At 60.1% G+C, this 18,903-nt stretch carries 17 protein-coding genes and 1 tRNA gene; 13 read left to right on the top strand and 5 right to left on the bottom strand.

Going from position 1 to position 18,903, the window contains the following annotated elements; genetic code table 11:
• The first annotated feature begins 166 nt into the window (after window positions 1–166).
• Entirely contained in the window at window positions 167–3,238 is a 3,072-nt protein-coding gene (locus tag ACP15P_RS15530; RefSeq protein ID WP_424929368.1) for an ATP-binding protein, read from the top strand.
• Window positions 3,239–3,246: 8 nt separating this feature from the next.
• A complete protein-coding gene (locus ACP15P_RS15525) occupies window positions 3,247–3,666 on the top strand; it encodes a response regulator (RefSeq protein ID WP_424929367.1) in 420 nt (139 codons plus the stop codon).
• Window positions 3,667–3,842: 176 nt separating this feature from the next.
• Here ACP15P_RS15525 and ACP15P_RS15520 read toward each other — a convergent pair whose 3' ends face one another.
• On the bottom strand, window positions 3,843–4,301 hold the full coding sequence (locus ACP15P_RS15520) for a GNAT family N-acetyltransferase (protein ID WP_424929366.1): 459 nt from the start codon (window positions 4,299–4,301) through the stop codon (window positions 3,843–3,845).
• A 145-nt stretch (window positions 4,302–4,446) separates the two neighbouring features.
• On the opposite strand from ACP15P_RS15520, the gene ACP15P_RS15515 reads away from it, so the two are divergent.
• The 4 genes from ACP15P_RS15515 to cynS all read left to right on the top strand — a co-directional run bounded on the left by ACP15P_RS15515 (window position 4,447) and on the right by cynS (window position 8,481).
• Window positions 4,447–4,860 carry a YbaN family protein gene (locus ACP15P_RS15515; RefSeq protein ID WP_424929365.1) on the top strand — a complete coding sequence of 138 codons (414 nt, stop codon included), beginning with the start codon at window positions 4,447–4,449 and terminating at the stop codon, window positions 4,858–4,860.
• A 482-nt stretch (window positions 4,861–5,342) separates the two neighbouring features.
• The gene (locus ACP15P_RS15510; RefSeq protein WP_424929364.1) at window positions 5,343–6,194 is read left to right on the top strand and encodes a formate/nitrite transporter family protein; all 852 of its coding nucleotides are present in this window, start codon (window positions 5,343–5,345) and stop codon (window positions 6,192–6,194) included.
• 67 nt (window positions 6,195–6,261) lie between these two features.
• Complete coding sequence (locus ACP15P_RS15505; protein WP_424929363.1) at window positions 6,262–7,992, top strand: bifunctional protein-serine/threonine kinase/phosphatase; 1,731 nt, start codon at window positions 6,262–6,264, stop codon at window positions 7,990–7,992.
• 21 nt (window positions 7,993–8,013) lie between these two features.
• The gene (gene cynS, locus ACP15P_RS15500; protein ID WP_424929362.1) at window positions 8,014–8,481 is read left to right on the top strand and encodes a cyanase; all 468 of its coding nucleotides are present in this window, start codon (window positions 8,014–8,016) and stop codon (window positions 8,479–8,481) included.
• Between the two features lie 647 nt (window positions 8,482–9,128).
• Here the strand turns inward: cynS and ACP15P_RS15495 are convergent.
• Window positions 9,129–9,205: transfer RNA gene (locus ACP15P_RS15495), tRNA-Ile, on the bottom strand.
• 107 nt (window positions 9,206–9,312) lie between these two features.
• Between ACP15P_RS15495 and purM the strand changes: the two genes are divergently transcribed.
• Window positions 9,313–10,356: a phosphoribosylformylglycinamidine cyclo-ligase gene (purM, locus tag ACP15P_RS15490; protein WP_424929361.1), complete on the top strand. Its 1,044-nt coding sequence runs from the start codon at window positions 9,313–9,315 to the stop codon at window positions 10,354–10,356.
• Entirely contained in the window at window positions 10,353–10,955 is a 603-nt protein-coding gene (gene purN, locus ACP15P_RS15485; RefSeq protein WP_424929360.1) for a phosphoribosylglycinamide formyltransferase, read from the top strand. Before purM ends, purN begins: the two co-directional genes overlap by 4 nt.
• 64 nt (window positions 10,956–11,019) lie before the next feature.
• Here the strand turns inward: purN and ndk are convergent, their stop codons facing one another.
• Window positions 11,020–11,442: a nucleoside-diphosphate kinase gene (gene ndk, locus ACP15P_RS15480; RefSeq protein ID WP_424929359.1), complete on the bottom strand. Its 423-nt coding sequence runs from the start codon at window positions 11,440–11,442 to the stop codon at window positions 11,020–11,022.
• Window positions 11,443–11,564: 122 nt separating this feature from the next.
• Between ndk and ACP15P_RS15475 the strand changes: the two genes are divergently transcribed.
• Genes ACP15P_RS15475 through ACP15P_RS15465 form a run of 3 tightly spaced genes read left to right on the top strand, consistent with a single transcriptional unit; the run spans window position 11,565 to window position 14,637 of the window.
• Window positions 11,565–13,424 (top strand): ABC-F family ATP-binding cassette domain-containing protein, encoded by a 1,860-nt coding sequence (locus tag ACP15P_RS15475; protein WP_424929358.1) that lies wholly within the window; start codon window positions 11,565–11,567, stop codon window positions 13,422–13,424.
• Complete coding sequence (locus ACP15P_RS15470; protein WP_424929357.1) at window positions 13,424–14,038, top strand: MarC family protein; 615 nt, start codon at window positions 13,424–13,426, stop codon at window positions 14,036–14,038. Before ACP15P_RS15475 ends, ACP15P_RS15470 begins: the two co-directional genes overlap by 1 nt.
• Before the next feature lie 17 nt (window positions 14,039–14,055).
• Complete coding sequence (locus ACP15P_RS15465) at window positions 14,056–14,637, top strand: retropepsin-like aspartic protease family protein (RefSeq protein ID WP_424929356.1); 582 nt, start codon at window positions 14,056–14,058, stop codon at window positions 14,635–14,637.
• A gap of 8 nt (window positions 14,638–14,645) precedes the next feature.
• Here the strand turns inward: ACP15P_RS15465 and ACP15P_RS15460 are convergent, their stop codons facing one another.
• Complete coding sequence (locus ACP15P_RS15460) at window positions 14,646–15,104, bottom strand: DNA polymerase III subunit chi (protein WP_424929355.1); 459 nt, start codon at window positions 15,102–15,104, stop codon at window positions 14,646–14,648.
• A gap of 8 nt (window positions 15,105–15,112) precedes the next feature.
• Complete coding sequence (locus tag ACP15P_RS15455; protein ID WP_424929354.1) at window positions 15,113–16,585, bottom strand: leucyl aminopeptidase; 1,473 nt, start codon at window positions 16,583–16,585, stop codon at window positions 15,113–15,115.
• Between the two features lie 97 nt (window positions 16,586–16,682).
• Between ACP15P_RS15455 and ACP15P_RS15450 the strand changes: the two genes are divergently transcribed.
• Window positions 16,683–17,795, top strand: coding sequence for an LptF/LptG family permease (locus ACP15P_RS15450; protein ID WP_424929353.1), 1,113 nt, complete (start codon window positions 16,683–16,685; stop codon window positions 17,793–17,795).
• Window positions 17,792–18,886, top strand: a complete 1,095-nt coding sequence (lptG, locus tag ACP15P_RS15445; protein WP_424929352.1) for an LPS export ABC transporter permease LptG — start codon at window positions 17,792–17,794, stop codon at window positions 18,884–18,886. The genes ACP15P_RS15450 and lptG overlap by 4 nt, the downstream gene beginning before the upstream one ends.
• The last annotated feature ends 17 nt before the right edge of the window (window positions 18,887–18,903 follow it).

Here is an 18,903-nt window from a genome sequence, read left to right as displayed (position 1 = left end):
CCGTTGCGCAGTGGAGCGTTAACAAGCCCTGCCGCCGGGGCTTTTCTGCCGCTGTTCAGCATCTTAATAAATTTTTAGCCGAAACATCTGTACTGTAAGCGTACCGCAATTATGGCCCCGTTGCGACTGAGCACGGTCAGGCCCATTTTCCATCAAAGAGTTATTTATGTTACGTGATACCATTCGGATCACGCTGATTGGCCTGTTGCTATTGCTGGTGACAGCCGGTGCCGTCGGCGGAATCTTTTTCAAGGCCACAGTTGCCAAGACACAAGAACGCGAGTTGAAGTCTTTCGCCAATTACCTTGACATTGGCGTTCTCCAGGCGCGCCAGGAGATCGACGAAGCCAAGCGTCGCCTTCTCTTTATCGCAGAGACTCGTCCCATCCAGGGGTTGATCCGCGCCCGCGCCAATGGCGGAACGGACCCGCAGGGCCTTTCGACCGAGCAGCAATGGACCGAAAGGCTGGAAAACCTCTTCAGCCGTATGGTGGCGCTGAACTCGTATATTCTGCAGATCCGCCTCATCGGGCTGGAAGACAGCGGACGTGAAATCGTTCGCGTGGATCGTCAGGGCGAAGAAGTCACAATCGTTGAAGAAACCGATCTGCAACGCAAAGCCCACCGTCCGTATTTTCAACAGACCATCGCGCTCGGTAAAGGCGAGATTTATTCCAGCTCGATCGAGCTGAATATGGAACATGGCGCCATTGTCGAGCCCTGGGTTCCGGTGCTCCGAGTCGCCACGCCGATCCATTCCCCGGACGGCAAACTGTTTGGGATAATGGTGATCAACCTTGACGGCGAATATCTGCTTCAGGCCATTCGGTCTGCCGTTCCGCCGAGTGCGGATCTGATCGTCGCCGATTACAATGGCAACATCCTGCTGCACCACGACCCGAAACTGCGCTTTTCCCACCTGGTCGGGGACGCCGTGCGGCTTCAGGACCTGTACCCGGACCTGAAAAGACTGGTTGAAAACCCGGAATCCGTCGATTTCTCCGGCGTTCTGACCTCTGGCCGCGACAACAAATATGTCGTTCACGCCCGGCACCTGCGGTCATCGAATACCAAAACGCCCCGTGCCTATATCGCAGCACTGACGATTCCCAACGATATACTCAACGCCGGCATTATGGATGTCCGCAAACGCATCGTGGTCATTGCGCTCGCATTCTGTTTTGTCTCGGCCGTGCTGTTTTTCCACGCGTCCTGGCGGTTTACCGATCCCATCACCAGGCTGGAAGCTGCCTCCCGCACAATTCTTGACGGGACCTCACCCGGGCGGATCGTGTGGCCACAGACCAACAACGAAACCGTTCAGAACCTTTCAAACGCATTCTCGAAAACCGTCACGGCCCTTCACGACCGCGAGGTTGCAATCAGTGAGAACCTCGAACGTCTGGAAACCATTCTCAACGGCACCGAGGACGCGATTCTTCTGTTGGACAGCGATGGAAACATCGAAACAGCGAACCGGGCCGCAAAGAAGATGTTCGGCTATGACACCGAAAGCCTCATCGGCAAGGACATGTGCATGCTCGTGCCCCTGTTGCGAAATGAGTTGCAGGACGAATACCTGCGGGCCATCGACATCTCACCCGAAGAAAGCCTGAAGACCGGGAAACACCCCGATCTGACCGGTCGGCGCCAAGACGGTTCGACCTTCGATATCGAACTGACCGTGTCGCGGACCTTCCGTGATCAGCACACAAAACACATCGTGTTCATCAAGGATGTCTCTGAACGGCGCGGCATGGCGCGGCTTAAATCGGAATTCGTGGCGACGGTAAGCCACGAACTTCGCACCCCCCTCGCGGCGATAAAGGGATCGCTTGGCCTCCTGCAGTCGGGGACCCTTGGCACTCTCAACGATATGGGTCAGGAGTTTCTGAACGCGTCCTACTCCAACTGCACACGCCTGATTTCACTGATCAACGACATTCTCGATATCGAAAAAATGGAATCCGGCCGGATGCGGTTCGATTTCGACTCCATCGACCTTCGCGACGTCATCAGTACCGCAGTTTCCGAATGCCGGGGCATGGCCGAACCAAAGGAGATTGCCCTCCACACCGAATTCCCCGAGGTGCCGGCCATCACCTTCGCGGATCATGGCCGCCTCGTTCAGGTTGTCACCAACCTTGTTTCCAACGCAGTGAAATTCTCAAACCCAGGATCGCCGGTGACCGTGGCGGTCTGCCGCAGGGACAGGCACTGGTGCATTGAGGTCCGCGATCAGGGCCCAGGAATTCCCGCGGGATTTCATGACAGCCTGTTTGAGCGCTTCACCCAGGCCGAAGGCGCAACCAACCGTACAGCTGGCGGATCCGGCCTTGGCCTCGCTATCACCAAAGCCATTGTCGACACGCACAAGGGTTCGATCAGTTTCGACACCGGCGCCAGTGGAACGACCTTTTTCATCTCGCTGATCGCAACTGATGCGACTCCGGTCAGAAAGATCATCGACACTTCAGTGTCGCGCGGGAGCCTGCTGCTCTGCGAGGGCGACGGAGACATTGCCACTTTCTTGGATCGGACGCTGACGGACGCGGGGTTTGACGTCACACTTGCCTACACGGCAGAGGCCGCGCGCGAATTGCTGAACCAATCGGAACACGACGCGGTATTTGTGGACTGGACCACGAGTGACGGCCTTGGGCGGCAACTGACCGAACACATGGCTTCCCTGCCCCGCGAAAACCAGGCACCTGTCATAGCCGTTCGTGCGACCGGTCGGACGGCAACGGAAACATCCAGCGAATTTGAGAACCTGACACTGTGCTGTATCGAAAAACCGCTCACTACCCAAATGATCATCGACGCAATCGATAGCGTCACCTCATTCGATCTGAACCGGCCCGCCAGAATTCTGCAGGTCGAGGACGAGCCCGATCACCAAAGGCTCCTCCGGGAACTGCTGGATGGCATGGCGGAAGTTTCAGCGGCCGGCACGCTCAGGGAGGCCCGCGAACTCCTTAAAACGGAAACCTTCGATCTTGTTCTGTTGGACCAGTTTATTCCAGACGGTCTGGGCACCGCCCTGATCGAGGACCTCAATGACCTGCCCAACGCGCCGGACGTGATGATCTTCTCCATCGAAATGCCACCACATGACATCCAAAAACTCGTCGCATCGAGCCTGATGAAATCCCGCGTCGACAACAATCAACTCGTGACCGAAATCAAACACCTTCTTCGCACCACCCGCCACAGCAAACGAAGCAAAACGGATTGAGATATCCCATGACATTTGAACCGATCAAAATCCTTTATGCCGAAGACGAGGAAATTCTTCAGAAGGTGGTCAAATACTCCCTGGAGACATTTGGCGACTTCAAGGTCGAGACCTGCGATGACGGCGAAACCGCGATCGCGGCCGTTGAACGCTTCCAGCCTGACATGATTATTCTCGACGTGATGATGCCGGGAATGGATGGTCTTCTGGCGTTCGAGGAGATCCGCAAACTGCCCAACGCCGAGGGAAAACCCATTGCCTTCATGACCGCGCGCATTCAGCCAGACGAAGTCGAGGTTTACCGCAAGCTTGGTGCTGACAACGTGATCGGGAAGCCATTCGATCCAGGCGAGCTTCCAAAGATTGTGCTTGAGATCTTCAAGAATGCCATTTCAGGCGGCCCGAGCGGATCCGGGAGGATCGCGTAGCTCGGCACTGGAAATCGCGGAGTAGCGGCGTTCGCCTATTTTACGTCCCGCCGCATGGGACATTCAGTCGCAATGCCACGTCGCTGCCACCCGCCTTTCAGTTTTACTCTGAAGCTGCCGATTACTGCGTGAGCACCAGTCATAAAACCGCCCGCGACAATTGACACGAGGCAGGCTCAGGCCATCTGATCCGTGCGGTCCAGCGTCATGACAATGTCGGGGCCGCGACGCTCACCCGTTTCCTTCCAGCCGAGCCGTTCATAGAACCCGCTGGCACGGATGCCAGGATCTGGATTGGCCAGCAGCCAGAGATGAGAATGGCCCTGGGCAAACAACCATTCGCAGAGCGGATCAAGCACCGCCCGCCCGAGACCCTGATCCTCGTATTCAGGGCGAACCGCCACCACCTGCATCTCACCGGTCTTTCCGTCCCCGATGCAAAATGCCACGGCCTTTCCATCCACCTCCGCAAGCCAGCCGCGCAATCCCTGCCGCAAACCTTCGGACAACGTCTCGACCGTTACGCCGTAGTCGTTCTCAAGCTGCTCGGGTGAAAGATGATTTTCCTCAACTGAAAGCCTGACCTCCATCATGCCCAGCAGATCGTCGCCGGTCACTTCACGGATTACGGTCATCGCTTTCCTCTCTATGTCGTGGTGCATGGTGCTCTGCAATAAAGCCATGGCATGAAAACCGCAACCTTTACCCCTGGTCAACCTGCCCTTGCCACACGTCAACCACTGGTTTAACTGGCCGGGTCCGCTGGAAAAAAATCACATCATGTCGGCACTGAAAAAATTCGGCCGGTCCCTGGCGCGTGCTCCGATGAGAGCCTTCTGGTTTCTGGTCGGTCTGGTGTCCCTTGCGCTTGGAACAATTGGCATCGCCCTGCCCGTTCTGCCAACAACGCCCTTTGTCATTCTCGCCGCGTTTGCCTTCAGCCGATCCGCACCGGGTTTCGCCGCCTATCTCGACAATCACCGTTTGTTCGGCCCCATGATCGCCGACTGGCGCAGCCACGGTGCCATCGCCAGACGCTACAAAATCATTGCGGTCACGATGATGGCCGCGGCTTTCGCGCTGAGCGTCGCGATGGCGGTCAAACCAATGGTGCTTCTCATTCAGGCCGTCTGCCTGTCAGGGGCCGCTGCATTCGTTCTCACCCGTCCCGATGGACCGCCTGGTGACGACTGAAGTGATCGACCTGCGCTCCGTCAGGTGACAAAATTTGGACCATTCGAAGTAAATTTGGCTCAATTTTTGCACAGCAGCAACAACAGGCGCGTTGCGTCTCCGAAAATTCTGAAAAATTCTTGCTACTCCTGCGCCTGCATCCTAACCAAGTAAACAACTACAGGTGACAGCAGTTTCACCTCCCGCCGCAACGGTGCGGCTTTCCTACCTTCTGTGCCCATGTGGCACGCGGCAATGGCGCTGCATTTCGCTCTGACATCAGTCAGGGATGGGGATTGCGGCGCTCCACTGGCTCCCGTTTTCCCGAACCGAAATTCGTCGTGGCTCCGGCCTTCGGATCCGCAGTTCAGGAAGCCGGAGAATGCAATGCCACTTTCCCCAAACAGCCACGGCCCGCCGACCTGGCGGTGCGTTACCCCTCAACCGTTGATTGCAACGAAATCTCATTTCCCAAATTCCGTCCCCCGCTGAAAGGAGACCTCATGTCTTACGTCCAACCAAAGGAATTCGCGGCCAAAATGGTCGATGCCGGAGAATCCAAAATCTTCATGGCCACGAAGGATACACTTATCCGCTCCTACATGGCCGGTGCGATCCTGGCCCTTGCTGCCGCATTCGCCGTGACCATCGCGGTCAACACCGGCAATTTTCTTGTGGCATCGCTGCTCTTCCCCGTAGGGTTTTGCACCCTGTACCTGTTGGGCTTTGACCTGTTGACCGGTGTGTTCACTCTCGCCCCTTTGGCCGTCATTGCCGGTCGGCCGGGCTGCACGTGGAAAGGCGTGTTCCGCAACTGGGGCCTTGTGTTCTGCGGCAACTTCGCCGGAGCCATGACAACCGCCGTGATGATGGCCGTCGTGTTCACAACCGGTTTCAGCCAGGAACCAAACGAGGTTGGTCAGCGGATCGGCACGATTGGTGAGGCCCGGACGCTTGGCTATGCCGCCGCCGGTGGCGCGGGGCTTCTGACCGTCTTTGTGCGTGCCGTTCTCTGCAACTGGATGGTGTCCACCGGCGTTGTCGCCGCGATGATGTCCACCAGCGTTTCCGGCAAAATCATGGCGATGTGGATGCCAATCCTCGTGTTCTTCTACCTCGGCTTTGAGCACTCCATCGTGAACATGTTCCTGTTCCCGAGCGGCATCATGCTGGGCGGCGAATTCACCTGGTTCGACTACTTCGCCTATAACGAAATTCCGGTGGTGCTTGGCAACCTCGTCGGTGGCCTGACCTTCGTGGGCGGCATGCTCTACATGACCCACTTCCGCGAGTCGCCCAAGCGCAACGCGGCGGTCGCCCGGAACGACGACGCGACCTCAATTCCCGCAGAATAACACCGCCCATGCAACGGCCCCGACACAATGGGGCTGTTCGCCTGCACCGGGCCAACGGGGGATCACCATGCCAAAGGATACGTACCACACGGATACGCTGCGTGTGTCGCTTGGGCAGTATTCCTCCGCCGGCCGCAAACCACAAAACCAGGATTTCCACGGAGCGGTCATCCCAACCGGCCCGGCACTCACGCACAAAGGCATCACCGCAGCGGTAGCCGATGGAATATCCACGAGCCCCGTCAGTGCCGAAGCCGCTGAAACAGCTGTCAAAAGCCTGCTGACGGACTATTACGCCACCCCTGAGAGCTGGACGGTAAAAACCGCCGCGTCACGGGTGATTTCCGCCGCCAACGCCTGGCTCCATCGGCACGGCAACGGCACGGATCTGAACACGGGCCGGGTCTGCACCCTGTCGGCACTCATCCTGAAGGGTCGCAGCGGCCACATCCTTCACGTCGGCGACAGCCGCATCACCCGGATCTCGGACGCGGGTGTCGAGCCCCTGACAAAAGATCACAGGATCACCGTCTCGGTGGAGGAAAGCTATCTTGGTCGCGCCCTCGGCATGGAGGAGCGGGTCGAGATAGATTACCATTCCTTTCCCCTGCACCTGGGCGAGTTTTACCTGCTCACCACGGATGGCGTCCATGAACACGTCGACGCCCGCACCCTGCGCGAATTATTGCAGGACACGGACCTCGACGAAGCCGCCCGACGCATTGCCGATACCGCGCTCGCAGCCGGCAGCGATGACAACCTCACCGTTCAGGTCCTGCGCATTGACGCGGTACCCGATCCGGATACCACCATCACCCCGGAAGTGGCCAGCCTGCCCATCCCGCCCTTGCCGGCGGATGGCGACATGCTCGATGGCTACCGCATTCTCCGCCCCATGCAGTCGACCGCACGAAGTCATGTGTTTCTTGCGTCCGGTCCCACGGGCGAGCGCGTGGTCCTCAAAATACCGGCTTCAGATACAGGCGCCGACCCGGGCTATCTCAGGCGTTTCGCGCTCGAAGAATGGATCGCCCGACGGATCACCTCACCTCATGTCCTGCGGGCTGCACCACCGTCCTCCGCGACCCGCAGCAGCCTATATGTGGCAACGGAATACGTCGACGGCGTGACCCTGCGGCAATGGATGGCGGATCACCCGGACCCGGACCCGGATCTCAATACGGTCCGGGACATCATTGAGCAGACCGTCGCCGGGCTGCGCGCGCTGCATCGGCGCGAAATGATCCACCAGGATTTGCGCCCTGAGAACGTCATGATCGACCACGACGGGACGGTCAAAATCATCGACCTGGGCTCAACCTCGGTCGCAGGCATTGAGGAGGCCGCACCCGGAACGCTGCCTCCCCAGCCGGGCACCTACCAGTACACGGCCCCGGAGTATTTTTCAGGCGACGTGGTAAGTTGGCGCTCCGACCAGTTTTCGCTTGGCGTCATGGCCTACGAGATGCTGACCGGCCGCCTGCCCTACGGCCCGGACGTCTCCCGCATCCGCTCGCGCCGGGACCAGATGCGCCTGAGCTACCGTCCCGCCCGCGATGACGACAGCCCCGTTCCCGTGTGGATGGACGCAGCCCTGAAACGTGCCACTCATCCCGATCCCCTGCAGCGCTATGACGCCCTCTCGGAGTTCCTGGCCGACCTCAAACAGCCCGGAGCAACCTGGAAGGCGGGACGGCATGTGCCGCTCGCCGAACGGAACCCGGTCCGGTTCTGGCAGGGCGTTTCCCTCATTCTGGCCCTGATCTGCATCACCCTCGCCGTCCGCCTGGGCGGCTGAAATCAAAAAGGAGTACAACACATGAAGAACTTTTCACCGACCGAAATGCTCACCCGGGAGGACGTCACGGCCCTCATAATCGGCGCCAAAAAGAAGGCCGGGCTCACCTGGGAGGCCATTGCCGCGGAAATCGGCATGTCCCCGGTCTGGACCCATTCCGCCGCAATGGGCATGAACGCCATGCCCACGGAGAAGGCCACAGCCCTCGTCAAACTGCTGGACCTGCCCGAAAGCGCCATCGCGGTACTGGAGGAAAGCCCGACCAAGGTTTGGGATCAGGCCGTGCCGACCGATCCCTGCATCTACCGCTTCTACGAGATCGTGGGCGTCTATGGCCCGACCCTGAAGGCGCTGATCCACGAAAAATTCGGCGACGGCATCATGTCCGCCATCGATTTTGACATGGAGGTCAGCCGCATCCCCAGCGAGAAGGGCGACCGGGTGAAGGTCGAAATGTCCGGCAAATACCTCGCCTTCAACTCCTGGTAAAACGGCCGTCACGGCATCCGGCTGACCGGGATGCCGTGAATCACTGCTGCCTGGAGTCGACCGCATTCCGTGCCGAAACGGCGCGGGAGCGGCAGTCTGCCCTTTTCTGGCACACGAAACTCCGGTGACCGGGCTGGACAAACCGCCCTGTAGTCATATGAACCGTGCAAATCCCGTCTCATTGCGCCAAAAACAGGCACCGCCCTTTCACGTCCCCGTTACTCACGCGCTTGAAACAATATTGCAGCGCGGGATGGGTCGCCACCGGCAACGCACAACAGCCTTAAATTTACACTGCGTTAACCATGTGAAAACCTTACGGAAACGCCACGCTTGAAAATTTTGACGCTTAAAAATAAGGCGTTCACGAAGTTTCCTGATACACGTCACCCTGCCAAAATGCGGAAGACGCTTCCAACTTTTTACAAATTCACTGTTGATATTGCGATGCAGCAATGCTTGTATAGGGCAACGTCAGCTGACGGATTGGTGGTACCAAGTTTGGTTCCGGAAACGGGACATTTGAGTTTGAACACCCGAATTGGACACGCACCGTCCAGTTCGGGTGTTTTGTTTTCGGACACAAAAACAGCACAATTTGGCGCCTGGCGAAATTCAGTGCATGTCCTGGAAGGGAAGTGGGCGGCTGGTAGGCCCGGAGGGACTTGAACCCCCAACCAAAGCGTTATGAGCGCTCTGCTCTAACCAATTGAGCTACAGGCCCGCCGGATGCTGTGCTAATGAAGCGCGAGCCAGCGGTCAAGAGCGTGTTCCCTTATGCGTCCCGGTACGGTATGGGAGCGCAAATCAGACAGGAAATGCGGGGAATCCGTGAGCAATCAGAAATCGGGACTGACCTACGCCGACGCGGGCGTGGACATTGATGCGGGCAATGCGCTGGTCGATCGGATCAAACCGGTGGCCGCGGCAACCAAACGCTCCGGCGTGATGGACGGGCTCGGCGGGTTTGGCGCCATGTTTGACCTCAAGGCGGCCGGTTACAGTGACCCGGTCCTCGTCTCGGCCACGGATGGCGTGGGCACGAAGCTCAAGATCGCCATAGAAACCGGCAATGTCTCCACGGTCGGCATCGACCTCGTGGCCATGTGCGTCAACGATCTGGTCTGCCAGGGGGCCGAGCCGCTGTTTTTCCTCGACTACTTTGCCACCGGAAAACTCGACGTGGATACCGCGTCGCGCATCATTTCCGGCATCGGTGAGGGCTGCAGCCAGGCAGGCGCGGCCCTGATCGGAGGCGAGACCGCGGAAATGCCCGGTCTCTATTCCGGCGCGGATTTTGATCTGGCGGGGTTTGCCGTCGGCGCGATGGAACGCGGCGGTCAGCTGCCCCTCGAGATGTCCGAGGGTGACGTGCTGATCGGTGTTGCCTCCACCGGCGTTCACTCCAACGGGTACAGCCTCGTGCGCAAGGTTGTGGAGGTCTCCGGCCTTGACTGGAATGATCTCTCCCCGTTCGGCAGCCGCAAGCTGGCCGAGGCGCTTCTGGAACCCACACGGATATATGCCCTTCCCGCCCTAGCCGCGCTGCGGGCTGGTGGCCTGCGCGGTCTGGCACATATCACCGGTGGCGGCATCACCGAGAACCTGCCACGCGCCCTTCCTGACGGCCTTGGGGCCGAGGTGGACCTCGACACCTGGACCCTTCCGCCGGTCTTCCAGTGGCTGCGTGAGACCGGCGCCATCGCCGACACGGAAATGCTCAAAACGTTCAACTGCGGCATGGGTCTGATCGCCGTGGTATCAGCCGACCGTGCCGACGCAATCATCGACAGTTTCGAGAAATCCGGGGAGACCGCGATCCGCATCGGCAGCCTCGTCGCGGGTGAGGGCGTCAGTTACAAGGGCGTTCTGTGACCCGCAGGCGCACGGCGATCCTCATCTCGGGCGGCGGCTCCAACATGGTTGCGCTGGCCCGGGACATGGTCGACCCCGACCACCCCGCCCGACCCTGCCTCGTTTTGTCCAACAGGCCCGACGCGGGTGGTCTCGCACGCGCTGAGGAAATGGGTATTGCCACCGCCGTCGTGGATCACCGCAACTTCAAGGGCGACCGCCCCGCATTTGAGGCCGAGGTGACACGCGCCCTGGAGGCCGCGGAAACCGATCTGGTCTGCCTGGCCGGTTTCATGCGCATTCTGACTGCCGAGTTCATCGACCGCTGGGCCGGTCGAATGCTGAACATTCACCCCTCAATCCTGCCGCTTTTCCCAGGCCTGCACACCCACGCCCGCGCGCTGGAGGCCGGCATGGCCATCCACGGCTGCACGGTCCATGAGGTGATCTCCGACCTCGACGCCGGCCCCATCCTGGGCCAGGCCGTGATACCGGTGCGCCAGGACGACACGCCGGACGCGCTCGCAGCGCGGCTCCTGCCCATGGAACACCGGCTCTATCCAGCAGTTTTCCGCAGGTTCGCCATTGGCGACCGCACCCCGGTATCCCTGACCTCCTGAAACGAAAAAAGCCGCCTCCCCATCGGGGAAGCGGCCCTTTTATTCATCCGGTATTGAACCGGTATCAGCCGACCAATTCGAGGCCGGAGAAGAAGTATGCGATTTCGACGGCTGCGGTTTCCGGAGCGTCGGATCCGTGAACGGAGTTCTCGCCGATGGACAGCGCGAATTCCTTGCGGATGGTACCTTCCTCGGCTTCTGCCGGGTTGGTTGCACCCATAACCTCACGGTTTTTCGCAATAGCATCCTCGCCTTCGAGGACCTGTGCCACGATGGGAGCGGAGGACATGAATTCGGTCAGTTCGCCAAAGAACGGACGTTCCTTGTGAACACCGTAGAATTCCTGTGCCTGTGCGAGGCTCAGGTGAATACGCTTCTGCGCGACGATGCGAAGGCCTGCTGCTTCCAGTTTGGCGTTTATGGCACCTGTCAGGTTACGGCGGGTTGCATCAGGTTTGATGATTGAGAAAGTTCTCTGAATGGCCATCTGGTCTTCGTCCTTGCATTTTTATGCGGCCCGGTAACACGACGACGCCGGCCATTAAAGCGAAAACTGCCCCCGTCGCACCATTGGTTGACAAGCTGTCGGCCCTTCGCCACACGTGCGCCATGCTGGCATTCAAGAACATCGGCTTTACGCTCGAGGGCAAACGACTCTTTGATGACTGTTCCGCGGTTATACCCGCAGGACACAAGGTTGGTTTTGTCGGTCGCAACGGGACGGGCAAGACAACCCTGTTCCGTCTGATCCGTGGAGAATTCGCACTCGACACAGGCGAAATCGATGTTCCCGCCCGCGCCCGTATCGGCGGCGTGGCGCAGGAGGCGCCGGCAACGGAGGACAGCCTTCTAGACACCGTTCTTGCCGCCGACACCGAGCGCGCCGACCTCATGAAGCGGGCGGAAAACGCCACCGATCCCATGGAGATCGCGGACATCCAGACGCGGCTTGCCGACATTGATGCCCATTCAGCGGAGGCCCGTGCGGCCACCATCCTGCGCGGTCTTGGGTTCGACGCAGAGGCCCAGGCGCGGGCCTGTTCAGAATTTTCCGGCGGCTGGCGGATGCGTGTGGCCCTGGCGGCGGTTCTGTTTTCCCGCCCCGATGTTTTGTTGCTCGACGAGCCCACGAACTACCTCGACCTTGAAGGCACAATCTGGCTGGAACAGTTCCTGGCCCGGTATCCGCACACGGTTCTGGTCATCAGCCATGACAAGGACCTGCTCAACCGGTCGGTCGGCGCGATTCTGCATCTGCATGACCAGAAGCTGACGCTCTACCAGGGCAATTACGACACGTTCGACAACACCCGCCGCGCCCGGCTGGAACAGCAGGCGGCAGCGAAGAAGAAACAGGACGCCGCGCGCGAACACATGCAGTCCTTTGTGGACCGCTTCCGCGCCAAGGCTTCAAAAGCCCGGCAGGCACAGAGCCGTCTGAAGGCGCTCGAACGTATGAAACCCATTGCCGGCGTGGTGGAAAACCAGGTCGCCGCGTTCAACTTTCCGACGCCCGAGGAACTGTCCCCGCCCATCATCCGGCTTGAGGACGCGAGCGTCGGTTATGACGGCAATCCGGTACTGAAAAACCTTGAGCTGCGGATCGACCAGGACGACCGGATCGCCCTGCTCGGGGCCAATGGTCAGGGCAAATCGACCCTGTCAAAACTGCTGGCCGACCGTCTAGACACAATAGACGGTAGAAAAATCGCCTCGTCGAAACTTCGTGTCGGGTATTTCGCACAGCATCAGGTCGACGAACTGCACCTGAACGAGACTCCGCTGCAGCACCTCACCCGCCTGCGCCCGACGGAAACGCCGGCAAAGCTGCGCGCGCGTCTGGCCTCGGGCGGACTTGGACCGGATACGGCTACAACCGAGGTGCGGCGTCTGTCCGGTGGCCAGAAGGCCCGCCTGAGCCTGCTGATCGCAACGCTCGACGCACCGCACATGATCATCCTTGACGAGCCGACCAACCACCTCGACATCGAGAGCCGCGAGGCCCTGGTACAGGCGCTCACAGAATATGGCGGCGCCGTCATTCTCGTCAGTCACGACCCTCACCTGGTGGAACTGGTGGCGGAACGCCTCTGGCTGGTGCGCGACGGCGCGGTGAAGCCCTATGCCGAGGATATGGAGGCCTACCGGCGCCTGCTCCTCAGCGAGCGGGGCGGCTCCAGCGAGAAAAAATCAAAACCCAAAGCGAAGAAACCCACCGCCCCTAAGGTGGACACATCCGCAATCAAGGCTGAGATTTCGAAGTGCGAGGACCGGGTTCAGAAACTCGAGGAAATGCGCGACGCCATTGACTCGCGGTTGTCGAACCCGATGATCTATGGCAGCGGTGACACGCAGAAGATCGAAACGCTTCAGAAGAAGCGGGCCGAGGTTCTCGACGGGCTTGAACGCGCCGAAGAGCTCTGGATGGCCGCACTGGAAAAACTGGAGCAGGCGCAGGGACGGGCCTAATGACGATTGAGACACTTCTGACGACGTTCGTCACGCTCTTCGTCATTATTGACCCCATCGGTCTGGCACCGCTTTTTGTCTCTCTGACCCGCGGTATGGACGCCAAAAGCCGCGGCAGCGTGGCGCTCCGCGCGATTGGCATCAGCTTCTTCCTTCTCGCCCTGTTCGGGATCGTTGGGGAAAAACTGCTGGACGCCATCGGTATTGGCATTCCCGCCTTCCGCATTTCCGGCGGCATGCTGCTGTTCCTGATATCCGTCGACATGCTGTTTGAAAAACGCAGCGAACGGCGCGAGAAACGCAGTGAGGAGGCCCTTCCCGATCCGTCGGTGTTTCCTCTCGCCATGCCGCTGGTCGCGGGTCCTGGCGCGCTTGCCACCATGATCCTCCTCAACAGTCAGAACACCGGCAACATTGCCGGACAGGTCGGCGTCATGCTGACCATGGCTGCGGTGCTTCTGGTCACGTATGTTTTCTTCCGGCTCGGCGGCACCATCGAAAAGTTACTGGGTCACACCGGCATTGTTGTGGTAACCAGACTACTGGGTATGGTGCTTGCCGCCATGTCGGTGCAGTTCGTCCTCAACGGACTCACGGATCTGGGTGTGCTTTAGGAGAGCCGGATAAACAATTGGACATTCAGGAAAACCTTCCGCGTCTAATCTACCTTTGCCTTCTGCTGGTTTTTGTCGTCTGGGCGTTTTCCGGCATGCGGCAGAAACTCTCCAAATCCGTCCGCGACCTTGCACTCTGGGCCCTGATCATCGGAATGCTGGTGATTGCCTACGGATTTCGCGACACACTCAAACGTGAACTGATGCCCGGATCGGCCACCTGGAGCGACATGGACAGCATAACGCTGAGCCGTGGTCCGGGCCGTCATTTCCGCGCGACGGTCGATGTCAACGGCGTCGGCATCCCGTTCATTGTGGATACCGGGGCCACCGGCATCGTTCTGAGCCTCGAGGACGCGGAACGCATTGGAATAGACCCCGACACGCTTGTCTTCTCAGGCCGGGCCAGCACCGCAAACGGTGTGGTCGAGACGGCACCCGTGCGCCTGGAAACCATCGAGTTCGGCCCATTTTCGGACACCAATGTGAGAGCCCACGTAAATGGCGGCAGGCTGGATGACAGCCTGCTGGGCATGAGCTATCTCAACCGCTTCTCAAAGCTGGAAATAGCGGGCGACAGGATGATCCTGCACCGCTGACCAAGGGGTCAGGTGCTCAGTTTCTGAACCCAGCGCCCGCCATCCTGCGCCCAGTACTTGGCCGGTATTTTCGCCGCCACAACCGCTTTCCAGTCCGCCCGCGCGGCGTTCAGGGTCTCAGGATCATTGCCGTCGAACATCAGGCAGGTTCTGGTAAATTTGCCCGCCTCCTCCGCATCGACCCGCGCGCCCTCAACCAGCATGAGCACATCCGCCCGGTTCGGGTTTTCGGGCCCGCTGGTCAGGTAAATCGGCTGGAGTGCTGCATGGCCCATGGCGTTGGTCCCGTGCGGCAAAAACGCATCCGCACGGTAACTCCACAACAGCGTGTCGATCGGCTCAACCCGGTCGTCCCGCCCCATACGCACGACCACGCGCAGGTTCCGTTCCAGACATTTCTCGAGCAGCCCCGGCAGGTTCCGCTCAAGTGGCGAGGATGTCAGGTGATAGAACAGAACCTCAGCCATGTTCGCAATCAGACCTCGAAGCGATCCCGGATAAGCCGGTCCAGCGCACGCACGCCCCAGCCCGTGGCCCCCTTGTTGGAAAGGGTCGTACCCTTCGCCACATAGGCCACACCCGCGATATCCAGATGGATCCAGGGCGTGCCCTCTTTCACGAACCGCTGCAGGAACTGCGCCGCTGTGATGGACCCGGCCGGACGCCCGCCGATATTCGACATGTCGGCAATCCGGTTCTTCAGCAGACGGTCATAGTCGGGGCTGAGCGGCAGGCGCCATGCGCCCTCATCCTCTTCCTTTGCTGCTTTGAGAAAGTCGCCCACAAAGCTGTCATCATTGGAAAAAGTTCCGGCATTCTCATGGCCCAGCGCGATAATCACCGCGCCGGTCAGTGTCGCCAGATCAACCATCGCGGACGGTTTAAACCGTTCCTGCGTGTACCACAGCACATCCGCCAGAACGAGCCGCCCCTCGGCGTCGGTGTTGATGATCTCGACAGTGTCGCCCTTCATGGTTTTGACCACGTCACCGGGACGCTGCGCCTTGCCATCCGGCATGTTCTCAACGAGGCCGACCAGTGCAACGACATTGGCCTTTGCCTTGCGTGTGGCGATGGATTTCATGACGCCGGACACAACGCCCGCGCCGCCCATGTCCATTGTCATTTCCTCCATGCCGGGCCCCGGCTTGATGGAAATACCACCGGTATCAAAAACCACGCCCTTGCCCACGAGGGCAAACGGAGCCTCGTCGCCACCGCCATTCCACTGCATCACGACGACCTTGGAGGGCGATTCCGATCCCTGGCCCACGCCAAGAAGCGTCCGCATCCCCAGCTTTTCAAGCTCCGGTTCCTCCAGAACCTCGACCTCGACGCCAAGCTCGCGCAGCCCAACCAAACGCTCGGCAAACTCGGTTGTGGTCAGAACATTCGCGGGCTCATTGGTCAGATCGCGGGTGAAGATCACACCCTGCGCCTGCGCCTCGAGCGGAGCGTATTCCGCTTTGGCCGCATCCGTATCGTTCACGTAAACCGTTAAGGCCGGATCAGGTTCTCCGTCATTCCCGCCCGTGCGGTAGGCGGAAAAGTCATAGGCCCGCAGAACCATGCCCAGCGCGACATCGCCGATTCGCGCCATGGTGGGCGCGATGACGGACACCGCCGTATCCGTACCCGCGCGCGAGACCGCCGCCCCGGCCTTGCGTGCGTCGGAGGCGGTTGGTTTGCGGGACAGCTTGACAACCTGCACGGCCTCGGCGGCCATTCCCACCGGGAAACCGATCATGTGCGACGACCCAGGCTCGGCATCCTCAAACTTTTTCGACCCCGCCAGCCGCGACACCGCCTTTTTCGTCAGCCGGTCGACGCGTTTGGCGCCCGCATCCATGGACCCGTCCGGGGCCACGAAAATGACGACCCTGCCCTCGATGGCAGCGATCCCGTCAATATCCATCTGCTCAAAAGTTGTTTGCGGTAGCGTGGTCACGGGTCTCTCCCTATGCTTGATGCGGGCTGTCAGGCCTAGCCGCTTTCCAGGCGCATTACCAGACGGGCAGAGACATGATCGGAGAAAGGCGCGACACTTGAGGAAACTCGACCGCTACATCCTTGGGCATCACGTGGCCGCCTTCGGATTTTTTGCCCTGATCTTCACCGGCGTGATCTGGCTGACCCAGGCCGTGCGGCTGATCGATACGGTGGTGGCCAGCGGCCAGGGCGCGCGCACCTTCCTTGAGTTTTCCGGCCTCGTGCTGCCCCAGGTTTTTGTCATTGTCCTGCCCCTTTCGGCCATTGGCGCATCGCTCTACGCGCTCAACCGGCTCTACAGCGATTCCGAGCTGGTGGTGATGATGTCATCCGGCCTCGGCCCCACCGCGCTCCTGCGGCCCGTATTGATGTTCTCAAGCCTGATTGCGGTCCTGATGGCGCTCGTGCTGATGGTGGCGGTTCCGATTGCCAGCACCGCCCTCGCCGACCGGACCAACGCCATCCGATCCGACCTTGCCGCGTCGCTGATTGTGGAGCGGCAGTTTATTCACCCGCTTGAGGGCCTCACCCTGTTTATCGCGGACACCAGTCAAACCGGTGAAATGGCGGGAATTTTTCTTGATGACCGGCGGGATGAGAATCAGGCCGTGACCTACACCGCCGAACGCGCCCTCTTCCTGCGCGAGGAGGACGAGGCCCGCCTCGTCATGGTCGACGGCGTGGCCCTGACCGCCGGGTCGGGCGGTGGCTTGAACTCCGTACGGTTCGACCAGTTCGTGTTCGACCTCAGCGAACTTCTGCAAAAGGACAACGACCGCACTCCGCGCCCGGCGGAATACCCTGTACCGCAACTTCTGAACCCCACGGCCGAAATGCTCGACACCCGGTATGATCCTGGCGACTACATTTCCGAGGGGCATTACAAACTCTCCCTGCCGCTTTTGACGATGATTTATCCGGTGATTGCTCTGATGACATTCCTGGCCGGCGGCTATCGGCGCTCCGGGTTTGGTCGAAGGGTCGTTGTGGCGGTCGTTGTCTGCGTCCTGATCCAGGTCGTCCTGTTCGCGGCGGAGGCGAGGGTGGTGGAAAAACCGGCCCGATGGCCGCTGATGTACCTGCCCCAGGCCCTGGGGCTCATCTACGTTGCGGCCCTGATGCTGTGGCTTGAAAAGGGTTCCGGCTCCCGGAGGCGCGTGGCGGCATGACACTTTGGCGATACCTACTGAAGGCGTTCATCAAGACGGTCCTGATGGTCTTCATCGTGCTGTCACTGGTGGTGATGCTGTTTGCGCTGGTCGAGAACCTGCGCCGTTTCGGTGATGAGGGCGTCGGGGCCGGGGCGATTTTCCAGGCCACGCTGATCCAGGTGCCGGAAACCATGTACCAGGTGTTCCCCCTCGTGCTTCTGCTCGGGAGCATGCTGATGTTCCTTCGGTTTTCACGCAGCAGCGAACTCGTGGTGATGCGCGCCTCGGGCGTGTCCGCACTCCGCCTCGTTGGCATCCCGGTACTCGCGTCCATCATCCTCGGTATTCTGTTCATCGTGGCGGTCAATCCGTTCGTCGCCGCCACGATGCGCCAAAGCCAGGAGCTGGAGGATTCCTTCCGGGGCGAAAGCTCCAGCATGCTTTCCTTTTCCAAGGACGGTCTGTGGCTACGCCAGTCCGATGCGGAAGGTCAAACCGTGATCCAGGCGGCCCGCACCAACGCCTCCGGCACCATTCTCGCGGACCTGCGGATGCACCGCTTCAACGAGAACGGGGAGATCTATGCCCGCGTTGAATCGCCCTTCGCCACGCTGCTCAACGGCACCTGGGAAATGCGCACGGCCCATGTATGGGAGCTTCAGCCCGACGGGGTGTTTAAGCTGACGCAGGAACGTGGCGGCTACCGGCTCGACACCGATCTGACCCAGGAGCAGATCCTCGACAGTTTCGCCCCACCGGAGATGATCAATTTCTGGCAGCTCGGCATGTTCATCCAGCAGATCGAACAGTCGGGCTTCTCCGGGCTGCGCCACCGGCTTTACCTGCAAACCGAACTGGCCAAGCCCGCGCTGTTCGCCGCGATGGTCCTGATCGGCTCGGCCTTCGCCCTGCGCCCGTCAAGGTTCGGGCAAACCGGCGTCATGATGCTCTTTGCCATCCTCGCGGGATTTTCGCTCTATTTCCTCAAGGATTTCGCCGAAACCCTTGGGGCCCAGGGCCAGGTTCCGCTGTTCGTCGCGGCGTGGACGCCACAGGTGGCGGCCATTCTGCTGGCGACGGGGCTACTTCTGCATCTTGAGGATGGGTAGCGGGAATGCAAAAAACG

It is taken from the genome of Amaricoccus tamworthensis (assembly GCF_049800875.1).
Classification (GTDB): domain Bacteria; phylum Pseudomonadota; class Alphaproteobacteria; order Rhodobacterales; family Rhodobacteraceae; genus Amaricoccus; species Amaricoccus tamworthensis.
This window is presented reverse-complemented; position numbering and strand designations above follow the sequence as displayed.

Excerpts from the sequence above, each read along its gene's own strand:
- ACP15P_RS15530 (WP_424929368.1), top strand. The coding sequence starts at position 167 with ATGTTACGTGATACCATTCGGATCACGCTGATTGGCCTGTTGCTATTG.
- ACP15P_RS15525 (WP_424929367.1), top strand. The coding sequence starts at position 3,247 with ATGACATTTGAACCGATCAAAATCCTTTATGCCGAAGACGAGGAAATT.
- ACP15P_RS15520 (WP_424929366.1), bottom strand. The coding sequence starts at position 4,301 with ATGACCGTAATCCGTGAAGTGACCGGCGACGATCTGCTGGGCATGATG.
- ACP15P_RS15515 (WP_424929365.1), top strand. The coding sequence starts at position 4,447 with ATGTCGGCACTGAAAAAATTCGGCCGGTCCCTGGCGCGTGCTCCGATG.
- ACP15P_RS15510 (WP_424929364.1), top strand. The coding sequence starts at position 5,343 with ATGTCTTACGTCCAACCAAAGGAATTCGCGGCCAAAATGGTCGATGCC.
- ACP15P_RS15505 (WP_424929363.1), top strand. The coding sequence starts at position 6,262 with ATGCCAAAGGATACGTACCACACGGATACGCTGCGTGTGTCGCTTGGG.
- cynS (WP_424929362.1), top strand. The coding sequence starts at position 8,014 with ATGAAGAACTTTTCACCGACCGAAATGCTCACCCGGGAGGACGTCACG.
- ndk (WP_424929359.1), bottom strand. The coding sequence starts at position 11,442 with ATGGCCATTCAGAGAACTTTCTCAATCATCAAACCTGATGCAACCCGC.
- ACP15P_RS15475 (WP_424929358.1), top strand. The coding sequence starts at position 11,565 with ATGCTGGCATTCAAGAACATCGGCTTTACGCTCGAGGGCAAACGACTC.
- ACP15P_RS15470 (WP_424929357.1), top strand. The coding sequence starts at position 13,424 with ATGACGATTGAGACACTTCTGACGACGTTCGTCACGCTCTTCGTCATT.
- ACP15P_RS15460 (WP_424929355.1), bottom strand. The coding sequence starts at position 15,104 with ATGGCTGAGGTTCTGTTCTATCACCTGACATCCTCGCCACTTGAGCGG.
- lptG (WP_424929352.1), top strand. The coding sequence starts at position 17,792 with ATGACACTTTGGCGATACCTACTGAAGGCGTTCATCAAGACGGTCCTG.